The sequence below is a fragment of the Pedobacter superstes genome (assembly GCF_037622515.1).
GTDB lineage: Bacteria > Bacteroidota > Bacteroidia > Sphingobacteriales > Sphingobacteriaceae > Paradesertivirga > Paradesertivirga superstes.
Map to the genome: position 1 here is coordinate 71,949 of NZ_JBBJCN010000003.1, position 14,438 is coordinate 86,386.

18 protein-coding genes are annotated in these 14,438 nt (G+C 39.0%); 4 read left to right on the forward strand and 14 right to left on the reverse strand.

Annotation, left to right across the window (positions count from 1 at the left end; genetic code table 11):
• The first annotated feature begins 88 nt into the window (after positions 1-88).
• Positions 89-517, forward strand: a complete 429-nt coding sequence (locus tag WG906_RS09285) for a CBS domain-containing protein (RefSeq protein WP_339992309.1) — start codon at positions 89-91, stop codon at positions 515-517.
• On the opposite strand, the gene WG906_RS09290 is transcribed toward WG906_RS09285, so the two are convergent.
• A complete protein-coding gene (locus WG906_RS09290) occupies positions 514-867 on the reverse strand; it encodes a (2Fe-2S) ferredoxin domain-containing protein (protein ID WP_339992310.1) in 354 nt (117 codons plus the stop codon). The two genes, WG906_RS09285 and WG906_RS09290, sit on opposite strands and share 4 nt — an antisense overlap.
• A gap of 37 nt (positions 868-904) precedes the next feature.
• Between WG906_RS09290 and WG906_RS09295 the strand changes: the two genes are divergently transcribed.
• Positions 905-1,816, forward strand: a complete 912-nt coding sequence (locus tag WG906_RS09295; protein WP_339992311.1) for a TIGR01777 family oxidoreductase — start codon at positions 905-907, stop codon at positions 1,814-1,816.
• Positions 1,809-3,125, forward strand: coding sequence for a cryptochrome/photolyase family protein (locus WG906_RS09300; RefSeq protein ID WP_339992312.1), 1,317 nt, complete (start codon positions 1,809-1,811; stop codon positions 3,123-3,125). The genes WG906_RS09295 and WG906_RS09300 overlap by 8 nt, the downstream gene beginning before the upstream one ends.
• Positions 3,126-3,142: 17 nt before the next feature.
• Here WG906_RS09300 and WG906_RS09305 read toward each other — a convergent pair whose 3' ends face one another.
• Together WG906_RS09305 and WG906_RS09310 are read right to left on the reverse strand one after the other, a co-directional pair.
• Positions 3,143-4,036: an FKBP-type peptidyl-prolyl cis-trans isomerase gene (locus tag WG906_RS09305; protein WP_339992313.1), complete on the reverse strand. Its 894-nt coding sequence runs from the start codon at positions 4,034-4,036 to the stop codon at positions 3,143-3,145.
• A gap of 7 nt (positions 4,037-4,043) precedes the next feature.
• Positions 4,044-4,517 carry an FKBP-type peptidyl-prolyl cis-trans isomerase gene (locus WG906_RS09310; protein ID WP_339992314.1) on the reverse strand — a complete coding sequence of 158 codons (474 nt, stop codon included), beginning with the start codon at positions 4,515-4,517 and terminating at the stop codon, positions 4,044-4,046.
• A gap of 251 nt (positions 4,518-4,768) precedes the next feature.
• On the opposite strand from WG906_RS09310, the gene WG906_RS09315 reads away from it, so the two are divergent.
• Positions 4,769-5,248, forward strand: coding sequence for a hypothetical protein (locus WG906_RS09315; protein WP_339992315.1), 480 nt, complete (start codon positions 4,769-4,771; stop codon positions 5,246-5,248).
• A gap of 130 nt (positions 5,249-5,378) precedes the next feature.
• Here the strand turns inward: WG906_RS09315 and WG906_RS09320 are convergent, their stop codons facing one another.
• The 11 genes from WG906_RS09320 to pdxA all read right to left on the reverse strand — a co-directional run bounded on the left by WG906_RS09320 (position 5,379) and on the right by pdxA (position 14,416).
• Positions 5,379-6,968 carry a M28 family peptidase gene (locus tag WG906_RS09320; protein WP_339992316.1) on the reverse strand — a complete coding sequence of 530 codons (1,590 nt, stop codon included), beginning with the start codon at positions 6,966-6,968 and terminating at the stop codon, positions 5,379-5,381.
• A 6-nt stretch (positions 6,969-6,974) separates the two neighbouring features.
• Positions 6,975-7,409, reverse strand: coding sequence for a ribose 5-phosphate isomerase B (gene rpiB, locus WG906_RS09325; protein ID WP_339992317.1), 435 nt, complete (start codon positions 7,407-7,409; stop codon positions 6,975-6,977).
• A 25-nt stretch (positions 7,410-7,434) separates the two neighbouring features.
• Positions 7,435-8,316, reverse strand: a complete 882-nt coding sequence (gene tatC / locus WG906_RS09330; protein WP_339992318.1) for a twin-arginine translocase subunit TatC — start codon at positions 8,314-8,316, stop codon at positions 7,435-7,437.
• 59 nt (positions 8,317-8,375) lie between these two features.
• Positions 8,376-9,725 carry an acetyl-CoA carboxylase biotin carboxylase subunit gene (accC, locus tag WG906_RS09335; protein WP_339992319.1) on the reverse strand — a complete coding sequence of 450 codons (1,350 nt, stop codon included), beginning with the start codon at positions 9,723-9,725 and terminating at the stop codon, positions 8,376-8,378.
• An 88-nt stretch (positions 9,726-9,813) separates the two neighbouring features.
• On the reverse strand, positions 9,814-10,287 hold the full coding sequence (gene accB / locus WG906_RS09340; RefSeq protein ID WP_339992320.1) for an acetyl-CoA carboxylase biotin carboxyl carrier protein: 474 nt from the start codon (positions 10,285-10,287) through the stop codon (positions 9,814-9,816).
• 78 nt (positions 10,288-10,365) lie between these two features.
• Positions 10,366-11,361, reverse strand: a complete 996-nt coding sequence (locus WG906_RS09345; RefSeq protein ID WP_339992321.1) for a beta-ketoacyl-ACP synthase III — start codon at positions 11,359-11,361, stop codon at positions 10,366-10,368.
• A gap of 13 nt (positions 11,362-11,374) precedes the next feature.
• Positions 11,375-12,313, reverse strand: coding sequence for a phosphate acyltransferase PlsX (gene plsX, locus WG906_RS09350; RefSeq protein ID WP_339992322.1), 939 nt, complete (start codon positions 12,311-12,313; stop codon positions 11,375-11,377).
• Entirely contained in the window at positions 12,313-12,438 is a 126-nt protein-coding gene (locus WG906_RS09355) for a hypothetical protein (RefSeq protein WP_339992323.1), read from the reverse strand. The genes plsX and WG906_RS09355 overlap by 1 nt, the downstream gene beginning before the upstream one ends.
• A 15-nt stretch (positions 12,439-12,453) precedes the next feature.
• Positions 12,454-12,645 carry a 50S ribosomal protein L32 gene (gene rpmF, locus WG906_RS09360; protein WP_339992324.1) on the reverse strand — a complete coding sequence of 64 codons (192 nt, stop codon included), beginning with the start codon at positions 12,643-12,645 and terminating at the stop codon, positions 12,454-12,456.
• A 14-nt stretch (positions 12,646-12,659) separates the two neighbouring features.
• Positions 12,660-13,202: a YceD family protein gene (locus WG906_RS09365; RefSeq protein WP_339992325.1), complete on the reverse strand. Its 543-nt coding sequence runs from the start codon at positions 13,200-13,202 to the stop codon at positions 12,660-12,662.
• A gap of 158 nt (positions 13,203-13,360) precedes the next feature.
• Entirely contained in the window at positions 13,361-14,416 is a 1,056-nt protein-coding gene (pdxA, locus tag WG906_RS09370) for a 4-hydroxythreonine-4-phosphate dehydrogenase PdxA (protein WP_339992918.1), read from the reverse strand.
• Positions 14,417-14,438: the final 22 nt, after the last annotated feature.

Genomic DNA, 14,438 nt, shown 5'->3' on the forward strand with positions numbered 1-14,438 from the left:
ATTAAGATCCCTTAATATCTATGCTTTACTTTTAATCTATTAAATGTAACAGAGGAAAATTATCGTTAACTTTAAAGAAACAACAATTATGATAACAGTCAACCACGTTCTTTCAGGCAAACCGTCTCAAGTATTTTCCGTAAGTCCGCAAACCACCGTATTTGAAGCACTTGAAGTGATGATGAATAAAAACATAAGTGCATTGGTTGTGATGGAAAAAAATGAACTATGCGGCATTTTCACTGAAAGAGATTACGCCAGAAAGATCGTTCTTAAAGGGAAGTCATCGAAAGATACTCCGGTTAGTGAAATCATGACAGCAGAATTGATTACTGTTGATCCTGCAGATTCAATTGATTACTGCATGAAGATCATGACCGAAAAACACATCAGACATTTGCCGGTTGTTCAAAACACCCAGGTGCTTGGAATGCTTTCTATCGGCGATGCAGTTAAGTCAATTATTGAGGTACAACGTTCTACAATTGAACAGCTTCAAACTTACATAAGCAGCTAAGCTTTTGTTTGATCCTGTTTTTTTTTATACCAGGGTAATTCATTGAAATTCATGATAAGCCTCTCAACAGGTTTATTATTTTGAAGGTGTTCAGTTACAATTTCTTCAACATCACTCAATTGAACTCTGCTATAAAATATCCCTTCGGGATAAATAACGACAGATGGTCCTGCTTCGCAGGCCTCCATACAGCCCGTTTTTTGTGCCCTGATCTCCGTGTTCAGACCTTTTTCCTTAATCAGTTTTTTAAACTCCGCAACCAGATCCATCCCATGTGACTCGCCGCAACTAACTCTCGAACCTGCAGGGCGCTGATTCGTACAAATAAAAACGTGTTTTGAATAAAGCATATTAAAACCAAAAATACATATTAGAGTTTAGAAGACTATGAGCAAAACAGTTTTAATAACCGGAGCAAGCGGACTGATTGGAAAACCACTGACCCAACGCATGCTCGAAAAAGGTTTTACTGTTCATCAGCTGAGTCGGAATCTTTCAAAATCAATCGATGGGGTTAAAATTTTCAAATGGAACATTTCCCAAATGAAAATAGATGTGAAATGCATTGAGAATGTTGACGCTATTATAAACCTGGCAGGCGAGGGTATAGCAGATAAAGCCTGGACTCATAAACGAAAGCAGCAGATAATTAAAAGTCGGACAGGATCAGTTAAATTATTACACGACGTTCTTAAAGAGCACCCAAATCATACAGTTAAGACATTTATTTCACCATCTGCAGTTGGCCATTATGGTGACAGGAACGATGAGATTTTAACAGAAGAAAGCGAACCTGGAACTGATTTCCTTTCTAACACCTGCCTGGCATGGGAACGAGCAGCTGACAAGATTGAGAATTTAGGCTTAAGACTTATAAAGTTAAGAACCGGGTTTGTTTTATCAGACCAGGGAGGAGCTTTACCTAAAATTGCAAAACAAATTAAACTTGGTTTTGGGGCCGCCCTTGGCAGCGGAAAACAATGGATTCCCTGGATACATATTGAAGACGTTGTGAATATATATTTGCACGTGCTGGAAAGGGAGGAAATAGAGGGTGTATATAACATGTCGGCTCCTTTTCCTGTAACGAATAAAGATTTAACAAAAGCAATTGCGAAACATTTAAACAAGCGTTTATGGTTGCCAAACGTGCCCGAATTTGTCCTGAGAATCGTTTTGGGAGAAATGAGCCGACTGGTCCTGAACAGCACGCGAACATCTGCGGAAAAAATTGTTGAATCCGGGTATAAATTTACATTTCCCGAACTCGAATATGCACTAACGGATATATATGGATAAAAAGCCAGTTGTCAATATCTTCTGGTTCAGAAGAGATTTAAGACTGCAAGATAACGCAGGTCTGTATTATGCACTGCGATCCGGCGTTCCAGTTCTACCTCTATTTATATTCGACAGAAATATCCTGGATAAACTCGAGGATAAGAACGATGCAAGGGTTACATTCATCCACCAGGCACTTAGCGAACTTAATTGCACCTTAAAAACATATCATTCTTCGGTGCTGGTAAAATACAGTTCACCGTCCGATGCCTTCAAAGAGCTTTTAAAACAGTTTAACGTTCAGGAAGTCTTTACAAATAACGATTATGAACCTTATGCCCGAAAAAGGGATTCGGATGTGGCCTCTATTTTAGAAAAACATGAAATAAAATTTAATCGGTTTAAAGACCATGTCATCTTTGAAAAATCAGAAATAGTGAAAGATGACAGCAGTCCATACACCGTTTTTACCGCTTATAAACGAAAATGGGTTCAAAGCCTGCAAGCCGGTTTTCATTTTAAACCCTACCCTACCTTAAAATATTTTCATAACTTTTTAAACCTGCCCGGTTTAAAAATTCCTGAATTGTCGGAAATCGGATTTAAAAGAAGTCTGATTGATATCCCGTCAGCGACATATCTGCCAAAGTTGGGCAGTTACGCCGACCTGCGTGATTATCCTGCTATTGATGGAACTTCCCGGATTGGCATACATCTCCGCTTTGGCACAATCAGCATAAGGGAGGTAGCTGCCGATGGCAGTCAACTCTCCTCTGTGTGGTTGAATGAATTAATCTGGAGAGATTTTTACAGTATGATATTATGGCATTTCCCGGAAACGGAAACCCATGCTTTTAAAAAAGAGTTCGACACGATTAACTGGCGAAACGACGAACAGGAATTTGCAGCATGGTGCGAAGGAAAAACCGGTTACCCTATTGTTGATGCCGGCATGCGCCAGCTAAATGCTACCGGATGGATGCATAACCGCGTTAGAATGATTGTTGCCAGTTTTCTGTGTAAGCATCTTTTAATTGACTGGCGCTGGGGCGAAGCATACTTTGCACGCAAGTTGCTCGACTATGACATGGCAAGTAATGTTGGAGGCTGGCAATGGGCTGCCGGTACCGGGAACGATGCGGCACCATATTTCAGAGTATTTAGTCCTGATTTACAAACAAAAAAATTCGACCCGCAACTTAATTATATAAAAAAATGGATCCCCGAATTTGAAGATCCATTTCTATATCCTAAGCCCATTGTTGAGCATAAATTTGCAAGAGAAAGAGCATTAAAGGCTTATAAATTGGTCAGACATCCTGCATAAACATCCTTCAGCTTAGCCTATGGCTGCGCTACATCAATAACCTTTATATCAAAGTCGAGACATGAAAAAGGAGGAATGGAAAAACTTCCGAATTGGTCTTGTCTTCCGGCCGTTCCATATCCCAGAGCCGATGGAGCTAATACCCTCATCGTTCCCCCACCTTTAATTAAAGGCAAAGCTTGTTTCCAGGCATCAATAGTTTCTGATAGGGTAAGAACCGCATTATCGGTGCCTGTTTGTTGAAATATACTTCCGTTTAAAAATTTACCGGTGTATTGAATAGTTAATATAGAATCAACATGTATAGGGCTTCCTGTACCTAATGCAGTTATTTTATAATATAAACCAGCTGAAGTTTTAGTAAAACCTGATAGGTTGTTAGACTGCATATAACTATTTATACTTGCGTCATCATAGGCTGGTATAGATTGTTCATCAAGCAATTTAACTGTATAATCAAGTGAGGCATTTCCAGGAATAGCACCACTGCCATTTCTCCCATAAGCCAGATTGGAGGGAACGAGAACCCGAATCTCCCCCCGGCGTTTTTTTAACACTTCCTTAATCGTTGTCCGCAGAGCTTCAGGAGTAAAGTATCCGAAAAATTGTCCTGAACCACCGTAATGATTGGCAATAGTATCTGCATTAATATAAGTTCCGTCAAGTGAACGAACAGTGTATATCAACGGAATTTTATCAGAATAAGCAAGATCGCTACCCGTACCCGCTTTTAAAACTTTGTAATATATACCATTAGTGCCCTTTTCAAAACTTAAGTTATTCCGGCTTATATAGGATTCTATATCTTTTGCATCCAGCTCCTGGATAGTTTCATATTCTTTTTCACAAGCTGAAAACAGGAAAAGCGCAATAAACAACAGGCAAAACGATTTATATAAATTTAATTTCATTCTATAATTAATTAACATCTAGTAAGTCAATATCAAAATCCAGAATTGAGTTAGCTGGGATACTGCCTTGAGATTGCTGACCATAAGCATACACTGATGGTACAAACAACCTGATTTTACCGCCCTTTTGTATTAAAGGAACCCCGATCTGCCATCCCGCAATAACACCACCCAAGGTTAATTCTACAGGAGCTGTTGGCTGTGGAATAACCTGACCTCCAAGTAAGCTTAATGAATAGGTCACAGTAACGTTAGTCGCAGTAGTGTAGGTTACTGACCCCGTTCCCGGCTCTGTAATCACATAATATACGCCGGTGGAATGTCTCTGGGCAGTTATATTATTGGCAGCTAAATAATTTTTAATCAGTTCTTCCTCTTTCTGTAATTGCTTTGCAGGATCATAAGGATCGCTTTTTTTACAAGCGGTAAAAGCTACAGATACAAACAGCAAAAACAATAACGTTTTTCTTAGATTTTTCATAACCGGCACAAATTTATCTTTTTATAATTCAAAAACTAGCGATTAACTATTTTTAACATAACGACCAAGCCTCGTCATTCGATACATTATAACCAATAATTAAAAGCGTTAAGAAATTAACAAAATTTTTCATCAAAAGCTCTTTATATTTGCAACCTTCTGTTTAGGCATGCAGTCTATGCAAAAACAAACCATCACGTAAAAAACGTGATTTTACAGAACTATTTTTAACTGATATTGTAATTAGTGTTATGAAAAGATTTTTATTACCATGCATGATTTTGGGCCTGATGTTCACTTCAGCCTCAACAGTAAATGCTCAGTACAAAAATGCATTAGGTGTGCGCTTAGGCGATGCCTATGGTATTACTTATAAAACATTTATCCGTCAGGGCCGTGCGCTGGATTTTATTTTAAATGTGAGAAACCGAAAAAATGATTCTCATTTTAATTTAACCGGCTTGTATGAGGTTCACAACCCGATAAATGGTGCACCCGGATTACAGTGGTATTATGGTGGTGGTGGCTCTTTAGGAAGCATCAATTATAAGAATGATGATGACAGAGATAATGATATTTATTTAAGCCTTGATGGCGTGTTGGGATTGGATTATGTAATACCTAATTCGCCATTAAATCTTTCTTTAGATTGGAAGCCTGCTTTTGTTTTAACTCCCTACTCTGGCTTTTATGAAAGAGGCGTAGGTCTCTCAATTAGAATTATTCTATAAGGATAGATTTAGGTATCAAGTATTTAGTATCAGGTATCAAGACTGGATGCAGTTCTGATACTTGATACTAGATTTATTGTTTACTGCTGTTTTTTTCAACCTTTCACCTTTCACCTTTCACTTTTATTCCCTACCTGCTCTGTGGCATATCGTTGGTAATATCTACTACTGGTCTTTTATCCCGGTGCACTATATCCCAGGCAGTATAAAACACTAACTGTGCTCTTTTAGTCAATAAAGGGAAGTTAATTTTGCTTATCTCATCACTTTCTTTGTGATAATCCTCGTGCACTCCGTTAAAATAAAAAACAATCGGGATACCGTGCTTAGCAAAATTATAATGATCTGAGCGGTAATAAATCCGTTCGGGATCATTCGGGTCATTATACTTATAATCGATCTTAAGTTTAGTATAGGTTGCATTTGCATTCTCAGAAATCTGATGCAATTGCGTACTTAGTTTATCGGATCCGATCAGATAACAGTAGTCTGCACTATCCTTATGAGCCGGGTCAACACGCCCTATCATATCTATATTTAAATTGGTGACCGTACTCGTTAAAGGAAAAACAGGATGCTGTGAATACCATTCGGATCCCAACAGACCTTTTTCTTCACCAACTACGGCTAAAAATAAAATACTTCGACGCGGACCTTTACCCTCTTTTTTAGACCTGGAAAAAGCTCTGGCAAGTTCAAGCACAGCTGTTGTACCAGAACCATCATCATCAGCACCGTTAAATACTTTGTCGGGGCCGGTTGGGTTCATACCTACATGATCATAATGAGCAGAAACTACCAGGAGTTCATTTTTCAGATCTGAACCTTCAAGATATCCCAATACATTCACGGCTTTAACATCTTTTACTTTTTCACCGTAAGATGCTTCAAAATCAGATTTGCACACCCTGCTTGCGGGAAGCCCGGCAAGATTAATCTCAGCACCTAGCTGATCTATGGTTTTACCTGTTTTCTGAAGAAAAATATTAGCAGTTTCAGGAGTGATCTGAATTACATCGGGCACAACCGGAACCTTAACCTGTACCGGTTTCTTTATAGAAATAACAGCATCTGCTATATGACCGTTTAGTTGTGACAAATACCTGGTAAGATCAGGATTTACTGCAAGAATTAAAGCCGGGTGCTTAGATTTAAGGTTTTGGATACGCTTATCCGTCATTTTTGCCCAGTCTGAAGGTTCACTGGTGTTTGAAATAACAGAAACACCATTTTTTTGCGGTTCTCCTTTACCAATAATCAATACAACCTTTCCTGTTATATCAATTCCTTTGAGATCATCGTAGGCTTCGGTACTTATTCCATAGCCTGCAAATATGATTTCTACGGCTTTGATTTTCTTATCGTTTGCACTACCCCTTAAATAGAAATGCTTTAAACTTTGAAGCTGATAATTGTTAACCTGAAATTTATCGACAATAAATGAGGATTCAATGAGACCGACCTGCTGAAAATAGGATCCTTTTACCGGGGCTTTCAAACCCAGTTTCTTAAATTGACCGGCTATATAGTTCGCGGCAAGTTCAGCTCCGCGTGTTCCTGTCTCCCTTCCTTCAAATTTATCGGAAGCAAGGATGCTTAAATGCTTTCGGGCCTCTTCAGGTGTTAATAAACCTGCATACTTAATCGCGGAAGAATTTTGCGCAAAAGCATTAAAAGACAGTATTCCCGTCAGCAATAACCCTAGTATTTTATGCGTCATAATATTTTAGCATGAAATCTTATCTACCCGGTTAGCATGTCTGCCACCTTCAAACTCAGTAGTTAAAAATTTCTTTGTTATAGCTTTAGCCAGATCTTCAGATACAAAGCGTGCAGGAATACATAATACATTGGCATTATTGTGTTTTCGGGCCAGTTCAGCAATTTCTTCGGTCCAGCAAATGGCAGCCCGTATTCCCTGATGTTTATTCGCAGTAATAGCTACCCCATTGGCGCTTCCGCAAACAAGAATTCCGAATTCAAATTCTCCAGACTCGACAGCATCAGCCACCGGATGAGCAAAATCAGGGTAATCCGCAGAATCTGAGCTATAGGCTCCAAAATCTTTAATTTCAGACCTGGTTAAAAAGTCTCTTAATAATTCTTTGTATTCAAATCCTGCGTGATCTGAACCAATGGCTATAGATAAGTTTGTTTCCATGAATAATGAAAATTGAATGTATAGATTATTTAGCGGAATAGAATTCCAATTCTTTCTTTTTACGGTTTCTCTCTACCCGGGCCGAAACAATTATACTCAGCTCATATAACAGAAACAGGGGAAAGCTAACCGTTAACATTGTTAATATGTCGGGGGTAGGAGTTACAACTGCTGCAATAATTAATATAAGAACGGTAGCATATCTTCTTGAAGAACGCATAAATGCTGGTGTCATTATGCCCAGCTTCGATAATATAAATATTACTATAGGGAGCTCGAAAGTGATTCCGGCCCCAATACTTAGTGTTGCAACGGTGGATAGGTAAGAATCAATAGTTATTGTGTTTTTTATTATTTCACTAACGTTATAATTCGCTAAAAAGTTGATGGATAGTGGCGCAATAATGTAATATCCGAATAACAGCCCTGCAGTAAACAGCAGGGTGGCATAAAACACGAACCCCGTTGCAGAACTGCTTTCTTTTTCTGTTAGGCCGGGTTTAACAAAACGCCACACTTCAAAAAGAAGATAAGGAAAGCCAAGTATCAGGCCAATTAGCAGAGATGAGTTTAACTGTAAGGTAAACTGACCTGCCATTTCGGTATTAATAATGCTGAACGGAATATCTTTAATACAGAAATCAGGGCCTAAATTGAACCGTTCACTTAAAATGCACATCATTCTGTAAGTCCAGAAATCAGTCTTCTTAGGCCCCATTATTATGACGTCAAAAATGAAATCATAATATACAAATGCAAATACAGTAAATAAAACGATGGCGATGGCAGAGCGAATAAGGTGCCATCTTAAAACCTCTATATGATCAAAAAAAGACATTTCGGATTCAAGAGACTTTCCTCTGTCTTTAATTGTCTCTACAAGATCTTTACGTGGTTGCTCAGTCATCGTTTAAAAAACAAAATACCATTCTCTTTATACGAGAATGGTATCTATATGGATTTATTTTATGCCTTATCCTCGACAAATACAAAGCTTTCCATAAACTTTGTGGTGAAATTTCCAGCTCTGAAATTCGGATCTTTCATCAGTTTTATATGGAAAGGAATTGTTGTTTTTATTCCTTCAATTACAAATTCACTTAATGCCCGTTCCATAGTTGAAATAGCCTCGTCACGGGTTTGACCGGTACAAATCAGCTTTGCAATCATAGAGTCATAATGAGGAGGCACATGATAACCTGCATATACATGGGTATCAACCCGCACACCGTGTCCTCCAGGGGAATGGAAATTTGTAATTTTTCCGGCAGCAGGTCTGAACCCCTGATAAGGATCTTCAGCATTGATCCGGCACTCAATCGCATGCATCTGGGGGAAATAGTTTTTCCCTGATATAGGAACGCCTGAAGCAACTTTAATCTGCTCCTTAATTAAATCATAATTAACCACCTCTTCAGTAACAGGATGTTCAACCTGAATACGGGTGTTCATTTCCATGAAATAAAAATTCCGGTGTTTATCGACCAAAAATTCGATAGTTCCGGCACCTTCGTAATTTACAGCCTTCGCTCCTTTCACAGCGGCTTCACCCATTCTTTCGCGCAAGTCATCTGTCATGAATGGGGATGGTGACTCTTCTACCAGCTTTTGGTGCCGGCGCTGGATAGAACAATCGCGTTCTGATAAATGACTTACCGTTCCGTACTGATCTCCGATTATTTGAATTTCGATATGTCTGGGGTCTTCAACAAATTTTTCAAGATATAATCCGTCATTCCCGAAAGCCGCGCCAGATTCCTGACGAGCAGAATCCCATAAATCTTCAAACTCTTCATCCTTCCAAACCACACGCATACCCCGGCCACCACCTCCGGCAGTTGCTTTAAGTATAACAGGATAACCAATTTCATTCGCAATTTTAATACCTTCTGCAACATCGGTCAGTAAGCCTTCGGAACCCGGAATAGTAGGAACTCCAGCTATCTTCATGGTTTCCTTCGCGGAAGCTTTATCTCCCATATCGTTTATTTGCTCTGGTGTAGCACCAATAAACTTAATCCCATAATCTCTGCAAATAGCTGAGAATTTGGCATTTTCCGATAAAAAACCATATCCGGGATGAATAGCATCAGCATTGGTTAATTCGGCAGCAGCGATAATATTGGGGATATTGAGATAAGAATCTTTGCTCGCCGGCGGACCAATACAAACAGCCTCATCAGCAAAACGAACATGCAAACTTTCACGATCGGCGGTAGAATAAACTGCGATAGTTTTGATTCCCATTTCTTTGCAGGTACGAATAATACGTAGTGCAATTTCTCCGCGATTTGCAATTAATATTTTTTTAAACATGAGATTTTATGATGTGCAATTAAACAAATATGCAGATACGAAGATGATTGCATACCTGCACATCCACATATCTGCACATAATTTAAATCTATGCTGGTTCTACCAGGAATAACGGCTGATCGTATTCTACAGGGCTTGAATTTTCAACCAGCACTTTTACTATACGACCAGATACTTCTGATTCGATCTCATTGAAAAGTTTCATTGCTTCAATAATACAAATCACCTGTCCAACTTTAATTTCATCACCTACATTAGCGAAGAAAGGTTTATCGGGACTAGCTGAGCGGTAAAAAGTTCCAATCATTGGAGATTTTACTGTAATGTATTTAGAAGTATCATCCGCTGCAGCTGTAACTGCTGGTACAGTGACCACGGGCGCAGAAACTGGTGCCGCTGCTACGGGAGCTGCAACCGGAGCCGCTGCTACAGGGGCACCTGAAAATATTGGCGGCTGATTAGTTTTTATGGTGATTTTAAAGTCTTTTTCTTCAATAGAAACTTCGTTTACACCTGATTTGGAAACAAATCTGATAAGTTCCTGAACCTGTTTAATATCCATTTTTCCGATTTGGTTGATTATAAATTTCAAAATTCAGAAATAAAACTCAAAATTAGAGAGTCTTAAACTTTTATATTTTTAGCTGTTGTAAGCCCATTTTAAGTACACAGATCCCCACGTGAATCCACCGCCAAAAGCTGCAAGAATTAAATTATCACCTTTTTTTAGTTTCTTCTCCCATTCCCACAAACACAGTACTATTGTGCCATTGGTTGTGTTTCCGTACCGTTCGATGTTAATCATCACCTTTTCAGGCCCGACTCCTGCCCTGTTGGCGGTAGCATCGATTATACGTTTATTAGCCTGATGTGGCACAAGCCATGCAATATCTTCGGATTTCAGATTATTTCTTTCAATAATCTCGCCTGCAACATTTGCCATATTTGTAACCGCAAACTTAAACACTGCCTGACCTTCCTGGTATGCGAAGTGCTCTTTATTATTTATCGTGTCGTATGATGCGGGTCTTAAAGATCCACCGGCCTTGATATTCAGGAGATGTTTTCCGGAGCCGTCACTCTTAAGTATTGAGTCAAGCACGCCATATCCTTCAGTATCCGGTTCCAGCAAAACCGCCCCACAACCGTCACCAAATATTATACATGTAGTCCGGTCTTCGTAGTTCACTATAGATGACATCTTATCGCCACCTACAACCAATACTTTTTTATGTTTACCCGATTCGATAAATTGTGCTCCTGTTGTTAAACCGAAAAGAAATCCAGAACAAGCTGCCTGCAAATCATATCCCCATGCATTTACAGCTCCGATTTTATCAGCAAGAATATTTGCAGTAGCAGGGAAAGGCATGTCGGGAGTTGAAGTACAGAAAATGATGAGTTCTATCTCTTCGGCGCCTATGCCTCGTTTTTCAAGCAATCCCTTGACAGCCGGAACAGCCATATCTGAAGTAGCAAGGCCTTCGCCTTTAAGGATTCTTCTTTCTTTTATCCCTGTTCTGGTAGTGATCCACTCATCATTAGTGTCCACCATTGTTTCCAACTCGTGGTTGGTTAACACATAATCAGGTACGTAACCATTAACCGCTGTAATCGCAGCGTGTATTTTTTGCATAATCCTGTCTGAATTACTTAAAGGCAGAGGTTATTTTTTCAATTAGTTTAGTTTCAATCATGTTTCTTGATAAAAGAACCATGTTTTTTATTGCTTCGGGCGGTGAAATTCCATGACCTATGATAACCGGAGCATTTACTCCAAGTATAGGACTTCCCCCGTATTGTTCATAATTAAATTTAGCAAAAAAATCGTCTTTAAATCCTTTCTTAAGAGTCAGGATATAAAAAGTTTCGGCAAGCTTTAGCATTACATTACCGGTAAACCCGTCACAAACAATAACATCGGCCTTTTCATTGAATAAATCTCTTCCTTCAACGTTGCCAATGAAATTAAACATGTTTGTATCTTTCATCAAAGAATATGTAGCCTGGGTTAACAGATTACCTTTTTCTTCTTCTTCACCAATATTAATTAAGCCAATCTTAGGATCTTTTATACCAAGAATATTTTCAGCGAACAAACTTCCAAGCACTCCAAACTGGAGAAGTGTATCAGGTTTGCAATCGGCATTAGCGCCAACATCAAGCATAATACCGAAACCATCTTTCAGCTTAGGAACAATAGAAGAAATTGCTGGACGAATTACTCCGGGAATAGTTTTAACGCTAAACATAGCGCCAACAAGCATTGCGCCTGTATTTCCGGCAGAAGCGAAAGAATCAATCTTTCCTTCTTTCAGCATACGGAAACCTACACAAATACTGGAGTCAGGCTTTTGGGTAATAGCCTTTGTAGGGTGTTCACCCATGCCTATTACCTGGGTGGTGTGGATAAATTCCAGTTTATCAGGATTGAAACTCTGTTCCTTAAAAAAAGGAAGAGCCTGCTCCTTATCACCAATGAGAACCAAATGCTGATTCGGTTCTAACTTTTCATAGGCTGCAATCGCACCCAAAACTGTTGCTTTGGGGGCGAAATCTCCGCCCATTATGTCTAAGCCAATTTTCATCAAAAGAAATTATCTTTTTTAGGAAATGAATTTGCCTTTCCGGCTGCTTTTAAGGCAGACAGTTCAGGCAGAACTATCACTATATTCAGATTCGATTTACCGGACTGAACATATGATGGTTTCATACTTGAAAATTTAACTTATCCTATAGAAGTGCTTTCAACTAGTAATTTACCTTTGTAATACAGATTACCATCTACATTATATGCTCGGTGAGGCAAGTGAATTGCGCCTGTGGTTTTGCAGGTAAACAAGGTTGGCGCCTCAGCTTTGTAGTGAGTTCTTCTCTTATCTCTTCTCGATTTGGAAATTTTCCGTTTTGGATGTGCCATCGCGTCCTGTTGTTTTAATTATCGTTTTTTATATTCTTTAATGCTTCCCAGCGTGGATCAGCATCGGTATTCTCTTTTTCTTCCTTACCAGCCGAAAGGGCCTTTAGCTTTTCAATCACCTCTTTATCGCAAAATTCTGTATTACCTACATCTTCGCAACGATTGAACAAAGGTACTGCTAAATTAATATACTCATATATAAGTTGAGACACATTAATTTCATGCTCATTTTTACCGAGCACTATTATCTCATCTGTATTGTCTTCAAGATTCTCATCATCAGAGAACTTAACAATTTGTCTTTCATCTACATTCACAACCGTCGGAAAATCCGAAAGACAAAAATCGCAGTTTGAAAAAATCTCCCCCTTAATTTTGAATTGAAGTATAAGCATCGTTTCCTGCTTATCCAACTCCATATCAACTTTTAGTTTCCCATTTTTAACTAACGAGTATTCAAACTCGTTAAAAAAGAGATCATCTATATCAAAATCGAACTGATGCTTCCCGATTTTTAATCCCGTAAATGGTATTCTGTATTCCTGTAACGATTTCAAAGCACGGCAATTGAGCCTGCAAAGATAGGTAAATTAATTATTCGCAGAAAGGATTTTTTCAAAGGATTTTTTAAGTGCCGAAAAGACGGGAAGACTAAATGAAATTATCAGAAAAACGAGGCACAAAATACCCGAGGATTTTGTGCCAAAAGCCTTCTCTAATCCCTGTCTTTAGACAATTTTGTAATTTTTAAAGGATTGGAAGTAAGCTCCTGAAGTTCCTTTCTTCGTTTCACAATATTTATTGCCATAAACAGCGCTTCACGGAAAGAGCTTTCTGAAGCCATATTTTGTCCTGCAATATCATAACCTGTGCCATGATCAGGAGATGTACGAACCACCGGAAGGCCTGCAGTAAAATTCACTCCATTATGAAAAGCTATCGATTTAAAGGGAATTAATCCCTGATCATGATACATGGCAAGCACCGCATCAAACTTCAGATGAGAACCATTCGCAAAAAAGCCATCCGCCGAATAGGGACCAAAAGCAAAAATCCCCTTGTCTTTTGCTTCTTCAATTGCGGGACTTATTATTTCAATTTCCTCTTTGCCTATTAGTCCGTTATCTCCTGCATGCGGATTTAGTCCTAAAACAGCAATCCGTGGCTTCTGAAGCCAAAAGTCTGATTTAAGACTATTATGCATCAGCTGAAGCTTTGATATAATCGCATCTTTAGAAATACTTTGGGCAACTTCTCCAACAGGAATATGTCCGGTAACCACGCCAACTTTTAAATCTTCGCCAATCAGAAACATCAGGGAATCTGCCGAGTTCGTCTTATCCTGTATATATTCTGTGTGACCAGGAAACTTGAAATTTTCGTTTTGTATATTATGTTTATTAATAGGAGCTGTTACCAGGGCCTGGATGTTTCCTGCAATCAGATCGGCAACAGCCCTATCCAATGACAGGAACGCATATTTTCCGCCCGTTTCATTTATTACACCGGGCTCGATTCTCACGTCTTCCTCCCAGCAATTGATCATATTCGCCCTTTTGGCGTTGGCCTGGTCGGGATGAGTAATCACGTTAAAACTAAAGTCGTTTAACCCTAAAGACTTGCGATAAAAAGAAGCCACCTTGGTATTTCCATAAACAATGGGAGTGCAGTAATCCAAAATATTCGCATCGGCAAGAGTTTTTAAAATAACTTCCAAACCAATACCATTAATATCACCTATGGAAATTCCAACTTTTATTTTTTCGCTCATGAGGTTTCGATCTACCGGACCA

Excerpts from the sequence above, each read along its gene's own strand:
- WG906_RS09285 (WP_339992309.1), top strand. The coding sequence starts at position 89 with ATGATAACAGTCAACCACGTTCTTTCAGGCAAACCGTCTCAAGTATTT.
- WG906_RS09290 (WP_339992310.1), bottom strand. The coding sequence starts at position 867 with ATGCTTTATTCAAAACACGTTTTTATTTGTACGAATCAGCGCCCTGCA.
- WG906_RS09295 (WP_339992311.1), top strand. The coding sequence starts at position 905 with ATGAGCAAAACAGTTTTAATAACCGGAGCAAGCGGACTGATTGGAAAA.
- WG906_RS09300 (WP_339992312.1), top strand. The coding sequence starts at position 1,809 with ATGGATAAAAAGCCAGTTGTCAATATCTTCTGGTTCAGAAGAGATTTA.
- WG906_RS09305 (WP_339992313.1), bottom strand. The coding sequence starts at position 4,036 with ATGAAATTAAATTTATATAAATCGTTTTGCCTGTTGTTTATTGCGCTT.
- WG906_RS09310 (WP_339992314.1), bottom strand. The coding sequence starts at position 4,517 with ATGAAAAATCTAAGAAAAACGTTATTGTTTTTGCTGTTTGTATCTGTA.
- WG906_RS09315 (WP_339992315.1), top strand. The coding sequence starts at position 4,769 with ATGAAAAGATTTTTATTACCATGCATGATTTTGGGCCTGATGTTCACT.
- WG906_RS09320 (WP_339992316.1), bottom strand. The coding sequence starts at position 6,968 with ATGACGCATAAAATACTAGGGTTATTGCTGACGGGAATACTGTCTTTT.
- rpiB (WP_339992317.1), bottom strand. The coding sequence starts at position 7,409 with ATGGAAACAAACTTATCTATAGCCATTGGTTCAGATCACGCAGGATTT.
- tatC (WP_339992318.1), bottom strand. The coding sequence starts at position 8,316 with ATGACTGAGCAACCACGTAAAGATCTTGTAGAGACAATTAAAGACAGA.
- accC (WP_339992319.1), bottom strand. The coding sequence starts at position 9,725 with ATGTTTAAAAAAATATTAATTGCAAATCGCGGAGAAATTGCACTACGT.
- accB (WP_339992320.1), bottom strand. The coding sequence starts at position 10,287 with ATGGATATTAAACAGGTTCAGGAACTTATCAGATTTGTTTCCAAATCA.
- WG906_RS09345 (WP_339992321.1), bottom strand. The coding sequence starts at position 11,361 with ATGCAAAAAATACACGCTGCGATTACAGCGGTTAATGGTTACGTACCT.
- plsX (WP_339992322.1), bottom strand. The coding sequence starts at position 12,313 with ATGAAAATTGGCTTAGACATAATGGGCGGAGATTTCGCCCCCAAAGCA.
- WG906_RS09355 (WP_339992323.1), bottom strand. The coding sequence starts at position 12,438 with ATGAAACCATCATATGTTCAGTCCGGTAAATCGAATCTGAATATAGTG.
- rpmF (WP_339992324.1), bottom strand. The coding sequence starts at position 12,645 with ATGGCACATCCAAAACGGAAAATTTCCAAATCGAGAAGAGATAAGAGA.
- pdxA (WP_339992918.1), bottom strand. The coding sequence starts at position 14,416 with ATGAGCGAAAAAATAAAAGTTGGAATTTCCATAGGTGATATTAATGGT.